The sequence below is a fragment of the Pseudomonas fluorescens genome (genome assembly GCF_902498065.1).
In the GTDB taxonomy this organism is placed as follows: Bacteria; Pseudomonadota; Gammaproteobacteria; order Pseudomonadales; family Pseudomonadaceae; genus Aquipseudomonas; species Aquipseudomonas fluorescens_BJ.
Window position 1 is genome coordinate 1 of the sequence record NZ_CABVIR010000004.1, and the last position, 12,009, is coordinate 12,009.

Below are 12,009 nucleotides of genomic sequence, written 5' to 3' on the forward strand. Positions count from 1 at the left end.
AACTCAGCAGTGAAACGATGCATCGCCGATGGTAGTGTGGGGTTTCCCCATGTGAGAGTAGGTCATCGTCAAGATTAAATTCCGAAACCCCTATCTGCGTATGCAGGTAGGGGTTTTGTTTTGTCCGGAATAAAAGCACGATTCGGACCAGCACAAATTTGCACAGTTATTTTCGACTCATGACACTAGAATAGGTCCAACTTTTTCGGAGTCAGTGCCTTTATGCCAGATCCGGTTGACGCCCCCGGGCTGTCAGAATTACCGCTGGACGACTTGGTGGCGTGCCATGAGTGCGACTTGCTGATGCGCAAGCCCGAACTCGCCCATGGCGAGAAAGCCCTGTGTCCGCGTTGCGGCTACGAGCTCTATGCCCATCGGCACAATGTCGTGCAACGCAGTCTCGCCTTGGTCATCGCCGCGCTGTTGTTGTACATCCCGGCGAACTTTTTACCGATCATGCAGCTCAATCTACTCGGACAGTCGTCGCAAGATACTGTTTGGAGCGGCGTTGTCGGTCTGTTCGATACCGGCATGCAGGGCGTCTCGGTGATTGTGTTTCTATGCAGCATGGGGATCCCGTTGCTCAAACTGCTTTGCCAATTGGCTGTGCTGCTGAGTATTCGTTTTGATATCGGCCGTAGTTACGGTTTGTTGCTCTATCGGATTTATCACCATCTACGCGATTGGGGGATGCTCGAGGTCTACCTCATGGGCGTACTGGTGGCCATCGTCAAACTGGCAGATATGGCAGCAATTACCGTCGGTCTCGGCTTGGCGTGTTTTATCAGTTTGTTGTTGGTCCAGGTTTGGTTGGAGGTGGTGATGTCGCCTCATCAGATCTGGCAGGCTTTGTCAGGAGAGGATGCCCATGCGGGCGATTGATGCAGGCATTCTGATTTGTACCGAATGCCATGAATTGAACAAGCAGGAAGCTGACACCGACGAGCAGGTTTGTACCCGCTGCGGTGCGGTGGTTCACGCCCGCCGCCCGAACAGCCTCGTTCGTACCTGGGCGTTGCTGGTCACGGCCGCCATTCTCTACATTCCGGCCAACGTGCTGCCGATCATGACTGTCAGCTCTCTCGGTCAGGGTGATCCAAGCACCATCATGTCCGGTGTGATTCAACTGGTTCAACACGGCATGATTCCCATCGCCGCCGTCGTTTTTATCGCCAGTATCCTGGTGCCCACGTTCAAATTGGTAGGCATCGCCTTGCTGCTGTTTTCGGTGCAGCGCCGCCAGCCGCTTTCGGCTCGTCAACGGATCTGGATGTACCGATTTATCGAGTTCATCGGCCGCTGGTCGATGCTCGATATTTTTGTGATCGCCATCCTCGTGGCGGTCGTGAATTTTGGACGGCTTGCCAGCGTCGAAGCCAATCTTGGCGCCATCGCTTTCGCCAGTGTGGTGATTCTGACGATGCTTGCCGCAGTAACTTTCGATCCCCGACTGATTTGGGATAACACGGAGTCGGACGACGACCATGACTGATTTGCCTACAGCGAAAACCCGACCGGCCTCGAACTGGTCCGCCATTTGGGTGTTGCCCCTGATCGCCCTGATCATTGGCGGCTGGCTCGGCTGGCGTGCCTACAGCGAAACCGGCATCGAGATTCAGGTGCGTTTCGAAAGTGGTGAAGGCATTCAGGCCAACAAGACTGAAGTCGTTTACAAAGGCATGTCGGTCGGCAAGGTGAAAACCCTCACGCTCGACGACGAAGGCGCCTCCAAAGGGGTGATTGCCACCGTCGAGATGAACAAGGACGTGGAGCCATACCTGCGCACCAGCACACGCTTTTGGCTCGTCAAGCCGAGCGTGACCCTGGCCGGCATCACGGGGCTGGAAACCCTGGTCTCCGGTAACTATGTGGCGATCAGTCCGGGCGAAGGGGAGCCCACGCGCAAGTTCAAGGCGCTGGCCGAAGAGCCGCCGCTGTCTGACGCCCAGCCCGGTCTGCACCTGACCATCAAGGCTGATCGCCTCGGCTCGCTGAACCGTGGCAGCCCGGTGTTTTACAAGCAGATCAGGGTAGGCCAGATCAAAAGCTACCTGTTGTCCGAAGACCAAAGTACCGTTGAGCTCAAGGTGTTCATCGAGCCCACTTACGCCAAGCTGGTGCGCAAACACACACGTTTCTGGAATGCCAGCGGCATCAGCATCGACGCTAACCTGTCCGGCGTGAAAGTGCGCAGCGAATCCCTGGCGAGCATCGTCGCCGGCGGTATCGCCTTCGCTACGCCGGAGAACCGCAAGGACAGCCCGCCCACCGATCCGAGCCTGCCATTTCGTCTCTACGAAGATTTCGATGCCGCTGCTGCCGGTATCCGGGTCAAGGTCAAACTCAGTGACTTCGAAGGTATGCAGGCTGGCCGGACGCCGGTGATGTACAAAGGCATTCAGGTCGGCACGCTGAAAGCGCTCAAGATCGATCCTGATCTGTCCAGTGCCACCGCGGAATTGACCCTTGATCCGCTGGCTGAGGATTACCTCGTTGATGGCACCCAGTTCTGGGTGGTCAAACCCTCGATCTCCCTCGCGGGCATCACCGGTCTCGAAGCGCTGGTCAAAGGTAACTACATTGCCGTGCGCCCAGGGGACAAGGGGGCCGCACCGCAGCGCGAATTTGTGGCGAGGCCGAAAGCACCGCCGCTCGACTTGCGGGCACCGGGCCTACACCTGGTGCTGTTCACCGAGAACCTGGGTTCACTGGAAGTCGGCAGCCCGATTCTCTACAAGCAGGTCAAAGTAGGTTCGGTCCAGAGCTATCAGTTCTCGCGCACCAAGAAGCAGTTGGTGATCGGCGTGCACATCGAGAAGGAATACGAAGGGTTGGTTAACGCCTCGACCCGTTTCTGGAACGCCAGCGGTATTACGCTCACGGGTGGTCTGACCGGTGGAATCCAGGTCAAAAGCGAGTCGCTGCAAAGCCTGATGGCCGGCGGTATTGCCTTCGAAACCCCGCAAGCCAAAGCGCCATTGCAAAAACGCATTCCTCGTTTCCGCCTGTTTGCCAGCCATGACGAGGCCAACCAGAAAGGCACCGTGGTCACGATCAGGGTCGATCGCGCCGATGGCTTGCGCAGCGGCACTCCTGTGAAATTCAAAGGCCTGGATGTCGGCAAAATTGAAGACGTCGACCTCAGCGATGACCTGCAGTCGGTGCTGCTCACCGCGCGGATCACCGAAGTGCCGGAGCGCATTGCGCGGGTAGGCAGTCAGTTCTGGGTGGTCAAACCCGAACTGGGTCTGATGAAGACCTCAAACCTGGAAACCCTGGTGACTGGCCAGTACATCGAAGTGCAACCGGCCGCGAAGAACCTTGGCCCACAGAAAAACTTCGTGGCCTTGGCCAATCCGCCAGAGGCCGTCAAGCAGGAAGCCGGTTTAAGCCTGGTTCTGAGCGCCGCTCGCCGTGGCTCGTTGAAAACCGGTGTGCCGGTGACATATCGCGAAGTCACTGTGGGCAAGGTGACAGGTTATGAGCTGGGCCAGACCGCTGACCGTGTTTTGGTGCACATTCTGATCGAGCCGAAATACGCGCCATTGGTGCGTAGCGGCACACGTTTCTGGAACACCAGCGGTTTTGGTTTCGACTACGGTTTGTTCAAGGGGGCGACGGTGCGCACCGAGTCGCTGGAGACGCTCATTCAGGGGGGTATCGCTTTCGCCACGCCGGACGGGGACCGTATGGGCAGTCCGGCACGGCCTGAGCAGACGTTCCCGTTGTTCGACAAGTTTGAAGATGAATGGCTGACCTGGGCGCCGAAGATTTCCCTCGGCAAATAGCAGGTACTTGATTGGGCGTCTGTGAGGACGCCTTCGCGGGCAAGCCCGCAAAATGGCCCTAAAGTTCACTAAAAATCCCACGCCATAAAAAAGGCCGCGATCCATCTGGATCGCGGCCTTTTTATTGCCTTCGATTAACGCCGATCAAACCGCATCCAGCTCCGGCTCATCCGCTTCAACGTTAACCACAGCCTTCACTTCATCGTGACGACGAATGTACTTCCAGTCCGCCTCATCAATGTAGATCCCGTTCGGCCCGCTACCCCCTTCCAGGTCGATCGCCACACTGGCGCAGACCTGCGGCTTCACACTGGCCAGAATCGGCACAAAGCCCAGTTGCAGGCTGGTTTCCAGCAACGCGGCCTGGTTTTTCTCGTCGATGTCAGCCGCCTCGTCGAGGTAGTACGGCAGACGTACGCGGCCGGCCTGGTCGCGGTCCATCAAGTGCAGCAACAAGTACATGTTGGTCAGCGCCTTGATGGTCATTGTCGTGCCGTTGGACGCGGCGCCATCGATGTCGGTATGAATGACCGGCTGACCGTTGACCTTGGTGATTTCGAACGCCAGTTCGAACAAGTCCTTGAGGCCGAGCTGGTTGTGGTTCGCTGCCACCAGACGCGCCAGGTATTCCTTGGCTTCTTCGTTTTTGTTGTCCTGATCGGCGCTTTGGCTCAGGTCGAACACGGAGAGGGTTTCGCCTTCTTCGTACTGGCCGGCGCTGTGGATGATCTGGTCGATGTGTTTCAACGCTTCCTTGTTTGGCGCGAGGACGATACGGAAGCTCTGCAGGTTGGAGACCTGACGCTTGTTGATCTCGCGGTTGAACAGCGCCAGTTGGTGCTCGAGGCTGTCGTAGTCGCTGCGGATATTGCGCAGGGTCCGGGCGATGTCGGTGACCGCCGCGCGACGTGCCTTGCCGAGGGTCAGCGCTTCATCGGTGCGGTGCGCGTACGCGTTGATCAGCAGTTGCAGACGCCGTTCCATATCGTCTTCGCTGTCGAACTTGGCCACGCCCTTGAGGCGCACCTGAGCGTACAGCGCGTCGATCTGGCCGTCGCTGCGCAGCAAACCCTGCCAGCTGTCCTGGTAGTCATTGAGCAGCGGCAGCAGGTTGTCCATGGAGTCGTCGATCGGGTCCATGAATGGTGTGCCGAACGGTAGGTCTGCCGGCAGCAGCTGACGGCGGCGCAGGGCGTCGTCGAGGGTGCGTTGCTTGGCTTCCATGTCGCCGATCTGCCGGCCGACCAGTTGCAGCTTGGCCGACAGTTGCTGGACGCGTTCGGTGAAGGCGTCGCTGGAGCGTTTCAATTCTTCCTGCGCCGCTTCCATCTGCGCCAGTTGCTCAAGCTTGTCGTCTTCCTCGGCGGCCAAGGTTTGCGCGCGGCGGAAATCTTCCAGGGCTTTCTGCGCGTCCAGCACTTGTTGGTACAGCGCTTCGGTCTGAGTCTTGCTCGCTGCGCGATCCGCTGCAACAGCTTGCTGGGTTTTCAGTTGCTTGAGTTCTTTCTCCAGACGCTCTTTCTGATCGCGCAATGCGGCGCGGTCGGCCAGGGCTTGCAGCGCTGGCGGTTCGATGTGCGAGATGTCGATCGACAGCCCCGGCACTTCAAAACGCTCACCTTTGAACCCGTCGAGAATCAGCTCCATGGATTTGACCCACTGACCGTCCTCGTCCAGCGTAATCCCGTGTTCGCCCAGCGGCAGGCTGAACAGCGCGCTGTTGAACAGGCGCATCAGGCGCTCGACGTCCTGTTGCGAGAACTCTTCGCGCAGGCGGGCGTAGCTGTTGTTGTCGGCGTGATCGAGTTGTTGCTTGACCGACTTCAGGCGTTTTTCCAGATCCCGCAGACGCTCTTCCAGGTCTTCGGCTGAAAACTGTCGCGACTGTGCCAGCGCGCCGGCCAGTTCATCGTGAGCATCCTTGGCCGCGAGCAGTTGCTGCTCCAGCACTTTGACGTCGGTGACCAACGCGAAGCGATGCTTGAGCACTGACAACTCGCCGAGCCAGCGCTGGATACCGGTGATTTCCCGCTCCAGGCGCATCAGCTCCTGGGTGCCGCCGCGCTGATCGTTTTGCAGCGCGTCTTGCTCGTTGCGGTAATGCTCGGCCTGAATCGTCAGCTCTTCCTTGCGCGCACTGGCGTAGTCCGACCAGGTGCCGAGCAATGAGTCGAGCAGCGGCGAGATCCGGTGCAGTTTACCGCGCAGGATATTGCGCTGGGTTACGCCGGCTGCAAGCGCTTCGACCAATGGGCCGGCGGTGACCAGCGAGTTGTAGTCCTGCTCCATGCGACGTACATCACGGAACGCTTCTTCGCACGCGGCAATGTAATCGACGCTGCCGGAACGCAGGCTGTGTTCGAAGGCATCGAGGAACAGCTGCTTGAGCTTGGCCGCAGTGATTTCGCGCATGTGCAGCAGGTTGATGAACAATGCGCGGAAGGTCTTGAGGCTCTGCTCGCTGGTGGAACGCAGCGGAATCAGCGTCAGGTCCAGCGGAATCGAGGTGTGGCCGCCGACCAGCAAGCGACGCAGTTCATCCGGTTTGAGTTCGTAGGCTTTCAGACCCTCGCGTTCAAGGTTGGTGAACAGCTCTTTCTGACGCAGGCAGGTGTCGTTCTTCTGGTAATGCGCCAGGTCCAGCTTGCCGGCGTAGGCAAAGAACTGGTGACCGAAACCACCGCCCGGGCCGCGACCGACCACGCCGATCACGTGTGGACCGTGGGGCAGCGAGACTTCCACCAGGATGTAACTGGTGTCCGAGGCGAAGTAGAAACGCCGGGATTGTTCCAGGCTGTACTTGCCGAAACTCATGTCCGACATGCGCGCCAGAATCGGGAACTGCAAGGCGTTGATCGAGGCGGATTTACCGAGGTTGTTCGCGCCGTAGACTGACAACGGTTCTTCCAGCGGAAACAGGCCGAGGCTGTAACCGGCGGTGTTCAAAAGGGCAAAGCGGCGAATGCCGTAGCGTTCCTTGCTCATGCGTCGGTCTCCTGTTCTTCGGCAATGGCGCGGGCCATGGCGTCTTCTTCGCTTTCTTCTTCGAAGTCACTGAGGTCCAGCGGATCATCGGTTTCCAAAAGTTTTTCGTCGCTGTCGTCATCGATCAGCACCGGAACCGGCAGCGGTAGCACGCTGTGCAGGCTGGCGGCCAGATCGCGGTCTTGTTGAACCGACAGGCACACGTCGAGGAAACGGTGCATCGGTGGCAGGAAACGGTAGACGCCGTTTTCTTCGCCGGCAAAACCGAGCTGCGTCATGCGGCGCATGATTTTTTCTTCGAGTTCTTCGACGGTCTGCACTTCGGCCTGGATGAACAGGTCGCGGTACTTCTCCAGCAACGACGGCAATTCATCGCGACCGAGGCTGCCGCCGTCGAGCACGGCAATCGGGTCACGGCCCTGATCGGCCAGATGCTCGACGAGGATGAAGGTGAACAGCGCCAGCCGCTGCGCGGTCTTGTTCACCGCAGCAGCGGCGAGGTCCGGCACAAAGTAATAGAAACCACGGGTGTCGCAGACCAGTTCGAAGCCCAGCGCCTTGAACAGCGTGCGGTACTGGTCCTGGAAGTTCGACAGTTGCGCGTACAGCTCCGGGTCGCGGCGGCTGACGTGGTAGCCCTTGAACAGCTCGCGAAAGATCGGCGCCAGCTGGGACAGTTCGGATAGATCAAGATGCATTGGGAATGCTCGCAGAATCCTCGGCGGCGGTATCGCGGGCCGAGAGCAGGGCGAAGGAGCGCAGGCTGACCTGATGCTCATGAGTGTGGTAATCGCGGCGTTCCAGACGCTCGCGTTTGAAGCGTTTCTCCCGCGACAGGCGTGAGAACCAGTACAGCAATTCGTCGGTGGCGCCGTCCGGTTCCTGCTCCAGCAGCCAGGTCATCAGATCCGGCATCGGCAGGGCGTCTTCACAGCGTTCGAGCATTTCCCGAACCGTGCGTGGCGCGCGCGGGGCTTCGCCTTTCTGGGTCTTGTGGGCCTTGGGGAAGCGTGCCGGTTTTGGCTCGAAACGGGCCAGGGCGTAAACGTAGGCTTCGACCTGACTGGCGCTGCCGAGGAAGGTGCTTTGCGGCCGGGTGAACATCGGCATCGCCGCTTGCGGCACCGCATCGATGCCTTTGCGACGGATGGCCGACAAGGCCAGCGCTGCGCCACGCGTCACGGCGTTATGGCGACGCGCTTCTTCACGCAGCGGCAGCAGCAATTCGCGGGCATGACGCAAGGTCAGCTGGGCGCTGGTCTGCATTTCGAGGATGCGCGCGTGGGTGCGCAGCAGCATGTCGTCATCGACCAGGTGGCCGAGGCGCTGCTGTTCGGTGAGCATCTTCAACAGGACGTTTTCGACCTTGCGCACGCCTTGCTCGAAGGCGCCGTCGGCGTTCACTAACTGAATCATCGGTTCGACGTATTCGTCCCAGGTCGCCAGCACTTCGGCGTAACGCTGACGCAGCGGAATCTGCCGGTCGCTGGTCTTGGCGCGTTCGGCGACGGCCACCAGGGCCTGTTCGTCGTTGGCGAGTTTTTTCAATACATCGCGTACGCGCATGTCGAGAAGGCGCAACTGGCGCGCCAGGTCGTGGCCGTCACGGATGTCGAAAGCGTCCTGGATGTAACCGGCCAGGCGTTCGAGGTGGCGCAGATAGGCTTCGATTTCCAGGCACAGGCCCAGCCGGTGCTCGCGGCGCAGGTAAGCGAGGAAGTCGTGGATTTGCGCGTTGAGCTCGAAACGGTTCGGGCTTTTCGCCACGGGAACCAGAATGTCGAGGCGGATCCACACGTCCAGCAGGCTGGTGATGTCCTGCGGCGTACTGTCGAGTTGCTGGGTGGCCAGTTGCGTGCGCAGTTCGTTGAGGCTCAGTGTGCCTTGGTCGAAGTGCTCGCACAGTGGCTCCAGAAGTGCCCAGTGTTCAGCGAGGGCGCGCAAGACGCGCTTGGGTTCGATCATCGGAATGGCCGGCTGGTTGTCGAATAAAAGCAGCGATTGTACTGCATCACGCCCGTTGCGATTCACTCTCGGGACGGGCTGTCGCTGATTCTATGGGTAAGAGTATCGATCAACAGCGGGCGATCTTGAGCGAAGGGCGGTAGAATCAGCGCACTTTAGTTATCCACAAGTGGCCGACCTTTGCTAATCGAGTCCCGTCGCCGCGCTTATTTGACCGCCATGCAGGTGGTCAACTGGCTGCCGCGTACCGAATTGCCCTTTGCCGCGCCCTCGCGGCCCGAGCTGCTGGAGGTGCCCGAACCGTTGGTCGTCGCCCCGATGGTGTCGGCGCCCGTGGCCGATGCACCCGCAGAACCTGTGGTCAAACCGGCCGAACGGGTAAAAATCGAGGTGCCGCGCCCATCGTTGGCCAGTACGCGTACCAATGCCAAGGTCGAAGAAGAGGAGGCTCCGGTCGTGGTCAAGGCGCCGGTCGTGCCTCCTCCGCGATTCGCCCTGCAATTGTTGCGCGCCGGTCGTTGCCTGCTGCTGGTGGAGTTACCCACAGGCGAAACCTTCCAGACCCGCGATCCTGCTTACCTGCTACTCAAAGACATGCTGCGCGCCGCCGGTCTGCCGGACAGCCCGCAAATTGTCGGCGAACCGGTGCGCTGGCCGTTGTTGGCCCGCGGCACCATGGATCAAGGCCCGGAAGCGGCTCGTGATTTCGTACAAGGTTTCCTTTCGGCCCGGCTGGAAGACGCACCGTGCGTCTGCGTGTGGCTGATCGGCCTGCCGGCGGTGCGTTTTGCTGGCGAGGCCAACGCCGAATCCTTCAACCGTGAACTTCAGGTCGAAGGCCTGGGCGCGGTCTGGGCCCTTCCGGGTCTGGAATTATTAATGGAAGAGCCACAGCGTAAGGCTGATGTCTGGCAAGCCATGCGTCGGCTGATGGCGCGCTGGAAAGAATCGAATGAGTGACGCTGTATCGTTTCGCCCGATGACCGAGGCAGACCTGGACGCTGTGCTGAAAATTGAATTCGCGGCGTACAGTCATCCCTGGACCCGCGGGATTTTTCTCGATGGGCTGGGCAAGTACCAGATCTGGCTGATGTTTGAAGGTTCGCAACAGGTCGGGCACGGCGTGGTGCAGATTATTCTGGATGAAGCGCATTTGCTGAACATCACCGTCAAACCGGAAAATCAGGGGCGCGGGTTGGGTTTAACGCTGCTGGAGCACTTGATGTCGATTGCCTATAAGGCTGAGGCGCGGGAGTGTTTTCTGGAAGTACGCGACAGTAATCGGTCGGCGTTCCGGTTGTATGAGCGGTATGGGTTTAACGAGATTGGCCGGCGTCGGGATTATTATCCGGCGGTGGGTGGGCGCGAAGACGCAGTGGTCATGGCCTGCACCCTGGTTGACTGAGCTTCCTTAAAAGCATCGCGAGCAGGCTCGCTCCCACAGTGGATTGGTGTCGTACATCAAACCTGTGGGGGCGAGCCTGCTCGCGATGGCGTTTCTCGGGAACCGAAGATCACCGATTACCATCCATCGGATCCCGCCGCGCCAATTCCTCTTCATCCAGACCATTGCCCCCGCCGATGTCGTCTTCATCGACAACGCTCAAATCCCAATCGGCCTGGCCGCCTTCACCGGCCTCATGCGCATCCCGAGCACCGTCTTCACGGATCAGGGTTTCCGGGCTCATGTCATCATCGGTGGACTCATGGTCAGCGGTCGCGGCGCCGGTCATGCCGGCTTCAAGCACGCGCCCCCGCGGCATCAGTCGCTGGCGCTCGTTTTCCGTCAGTTCATCGCCGATTTTTGCGCTGGGTTCTTCCTCGTCGAAATCCAGCTCATGCATCGAGCCCATGCGGTCTTCGTTGTCGTCGATGGGCTCCGGTTGCGTCGCATCGTAAGGACGTCGTGAATCAGTCATGGCAATTCCTCATACTGTGGGCCTTACTACGGTGGACCCACTGGGCTCCTCAGAATTCCACCGGCATGGTGTGCAGGTAATATGCACCAGCGGCAATCTGCATCTCGCGCGTGACCCCGACGGACGGTTGTCAGTCAAAGCAGCGCATCATTCTCGAGGCTTCATTGCATGAACGAATTACAAGATCTGATTGATAACAACGAGCGCTGGGCTGACGCGATCACCAAAGAAGATCCTGATTTCTTCGCCAAACTGGCCCGTCAGCAAACGCCGGAATTCCTCTGGATTGGCTGCTCCGACGCCCGCGTGCCGGCGAACGAGATTGTCGGCATGCTGCCCGGCGACCTGTTCGTCCACCGCAACGTGGCCAACGTGGTATTGCACACGGACCTCAATTGCCTGTCGGTGATTCAGTACGCGGTGGACGTGCTCAAGGTCAAACACATCCTTGTCACCGGCCACTATGGCTGCGGTGGTGTGCGAGCCTCGATGCAGGACCGCCAATTCGGCTTGATCGACGGCTGGTTGCGTTCTATTCGCGATCTTTATTACGAAAAGCGTGAAGAGCTCTCCAAACTGCCTACCGAGGAGGAGCAAGTTGATCGCCTCTGCGAACTCAACGTGATCCAGCAAGTGGCCAACGTCGGGCACACCAGCATTGTTCAAAACGCTTGGCACCGCGGGCAGAAGCTGTCGATTCACGGCTGCATCTATGGCATCAAGGACGGTCGGTGGAAGAGCCTGAACGCCACCATCAGTGGTTTCGAGCAGTTGCCGCCGCAGTACCGCCTGCGTCCGTTCGAGCCGCTGTAAGTAACATCAGCACAGGCTTCATCGACGCCAATTCTGGAAAAACAACTGGCCATCGACATTCGGTGCTTCGTCGTAGCCGGTGATCCAGCCTCGGCAGCAGGGACAGGCGCAGCGGCAGGCGAATTGCCGCTGCAGCTTGTCTTCGGTCATGGCTATATCAATCGTCAGCCGATCGCCTTTCCTGATGTCCTTCAACGCCCATAACCACAGCTCACTCATGTCGAGAAAGGTGTTGGGGTCGCAGGCGTGGCTGAGCAGTCCGCAGAACCGTGGGTCGTATACATGAATGCCCGGCGCCATTTGCCGGGTGTGTCGACAGCGATACGGCAATAGATGCCCGGAAACCCGGCAGATTCGACTCAGACGTGGAAACTCCCGCAGAGCGCAGACGGCTTTTGCCTTTGCCTGAGGGCTATTGACGATCTGAAAGTCTTCCAAGGACGGGAATCCAAGGCTCAGCGGCAACTCGACAAACGGGTAAATGCCTTTGGACGGCGGTGGGGGTAATGCTTGTTCGGCGTAGGCTTTCATAACAATCC

At 59.2% G+C, this 12,009-nt stretch carries 11 protein-coding genes; 6 read left to right on the forward strand and 5 right to left on the reverse strand.

The genetic code is table 11. The features are described 5' to 3' along the window. Positions 1–222: 222 nt before the first annotated feature. From F8N43_RS15930 to F8N43_RS15940, 3 genes are read left to right on the forward strand one after another with little or no spacing between them, the layout of a single operon-like run. Positions 223–882, forward strand: a complete 660-nt coding sequence (locus F8N43_RS15930; protein WP_150633044.1) for a paraquat-inducible protein A — start codon at positions 223–225, stop codon at positions 880–882. After that, the gene (locus F8N43_RS15935) at positions 869–1,492 is read left to right on the forward strand and encodes a paraquat-inducible protein A (RefSeq protein WP_150633045.1); all 624 of its coding nucleotides are present in this window, start codon (positions 869–871) and stop codon (positions 1,490–1,492) included. The genes F8N43_RS15930 and F8N43_RS15935 overlap by 14 nt, the downstream gene beginning before the upstream one ends. Next, the gene (locus F8N43_RS15940; protein WP_150633046.1) at positions 1,485–3,788 is read left to right on the forward strand and encodes an intermembrane transport protein PqiB; all 2,304 of its coding nucleotides are present in this window, start codon (positions 1,485–1,487) and stop codon (positions 3,786–3,788) included. Before F8N43_RS15935 ends, F8N43_RS15940 begins: the two co-directional genes overlap by 8 nt. A 144-nt stretch (positions 3,789–3,932) precedes the next feature. Here F8N43_RS15940 and mksF read toward each other — a convergent pair whose 3' ends face one another. From mksF to mksB, 3 genes are read right to left on the reverse strand one after another with little or no spacing between them, the layout of a single operon-like run. Next, a complete protein-coding gene (mksF, locus tag F8N43_RS15945; protein ID WP_150654025.1) occupies positions 3,933–6,773 on the reverse strand; it encodes an Mks condensin complex protein MksF in 2,841 nt (946 codons plus the stop codon). Then, positions 6,770–7,471, reverse strand: a complete 702-nt coding sequence (gene mksE, locus F8N43_RS15950; protein WP_150639837.1) for an Mks condensin complex protein MksE — start codon at positions 7,469–7,471, stop codon at positions 6,770–6,772. The genes mksF and mksE overlap by 4 nt, the downstream gene beginning before the upstream one ends. After that, the gene (gene mksB / locus F8N43_RS15955) at positions 7,461–8,738 is read right to left on the reverse strand and encodes an Mks condensin complex protein MksB (RefSeq protein WP_191630140.1); all 1,278 of its coding nucleotides are present in this window, start codon (positions 8,736–8,738) and stop codon (positions 7,461–7,463) included. Before mksB ends, mksE begins: the two co-directional genes overlap by 11 nt. Positions 8,739–8,957: 219 nt before the next feature. Between mksB and F8N43_RS15960 the strand changes: the two genes are divergently transcribed. Then, positions 8,958–9,698, forward strand: coding sequence for an energy transducer TonB (locus tag F8N43_RS15960; RefSeq protein WP_150633113.1), 741 nt, complete (start codon positions 8,958–8,960; stop codon positions 9,696–9,698). Next, positions 9,691–10,143 (forward strand): ribosomal protein S18-alanine N-acetyltransferase, encoded by a 453-nt coding sequence (gene rimI, locus F8N43_RS15965; RefSeq protein WP_008025817.1) that lies wholly within the window; start codon positions 9,691–9,693, stop codon positions 10,141–10,143. The genes F8N43_RS15960 and rimI overlap by 8 nt, the downstream gene beginning before the upstream one ends. A gap of 109 nt (positions 10,144–10,252) precedes the next feature. Here rimI and F8N43_RS15970 read toward each other — a convergent pair whose 3' ends face one another. Next, positions 10,253–10,657: a serine kinase/phosphatase gene (locus tag F8N43_RS15970; RefSeq protein ID WP_150639836.1), complete on the reverse strand. Its 405-nt coding sequence runs from the start codon at positions 10,655–10,657 to the stop codon at positions 10,253–10,255. A gap of 168 nt (positions 10,658–10,825) precedes the next feature. Here F8N43_RS15970 and can point away from each other — a divergent pair, with 168 nt between their 5' ends. After that, positions 10,826–11,470, forward strand: a complete 645-nt coding sequence (gene can / locus F8N43_RS15975; RefSeq protein WP_017340775.1) for a carbonate dehydratase — start codon at positions 10,826–10,828, stop codon at positions 11,468–11,470. An 18-nt stretch (positions 11,471–11,488) separates the two neighbouring features. Here the strand turns inward: can and F8N43_RS15980 are convergent, their stop codons facing one another. Beyond that, positions 11,489–12,001, reverse strand: a complete 513-nt coding sequence (locus F8N43_RS15980; RefSeq protein ID WP_150633051.1) for a lysine methyltransferase — start codon at positions 11,999–12,001, stop codon at positions 11,489–11,491. Positions 12,002–12,009 lie beyond the last annotated feature (8 nt).

Bases quoted from the DNA above. Each gene is read 5' to 3' on its own strand.
- mksE (WP_150639837.1), bottom strand. From the start codon at position 7,471: ATGCATCTTGATCTATCCGAACTGTCCCAGCTGGCGCCGATCTTTCGC.
- F8N43_RS15930 (WP_150633044.1), top strand. From the start codon at position 223: ATGCCAGATCCGGTTGACGCCCCCGGGCTGTCAGAATTACCGCTGGAC.
- F8N43_RS15960 (WP_150633113.1), top strand. From the start codon at position 8,958: ATGCAGGTGGTCAACTGGCTGCCGCGTACCGAATTGCCCTTTGCCGCG.
- F8N43_RS15940 (WP_150633046.1), top strand. From the start codon at position 1,485: ATGACTGATTTGCCTACAGCGAAAACCCGACCGGCCTCGAACTGGTCC.
- F8N43_RS15980 (WP_150633051.1), bottom strand. From the start codon at position 12,001: ATGAAAGCCTACGCCGAACAAGCATTACCCCCACCGCCGTCCAAAGGC.
- F8N43_RS15970 (WP_150639836.1), bottom strand. From the start codon at position 10,657: ATGACTGATTCACGACGTCCTTACGATGCGACGCAACCGGAGCCCATC.
- can (WP_017340775.1), top strand. From the start codon at position 10,826: ATGAACGAATTACAAGATCTGATTGATAACAACGAGCGCTGGGCTGAC.
- rimI (WP_008025817.1), top strand. From the start codon at position 9,691: ATGAGTGACGCTGTATCGTTTCGCCCGATGACCGAGGCAGACCTGGAC.
- F8N43_RS15935 (WP_150633045.1), top strand. From the start codon at position 869: ATGCGGGCGATTGATGCAGGCATTCTGATTTGTACCGAATGCCATGAA.
- mksF (WP_150654025.1), bottom strand. From the start codon at position 6,773: ATGAGCAAGGAACGCTACGGCATTCGCCGCTTTGCCCTTTTGAACACC.
- mksB (WP_191630140.1), bottom strand. From the start codon at position 8,738: ATGATCGAACCCAAGCGCGTCTTGCGCGCCCTCGCTGAACACTGGGCA.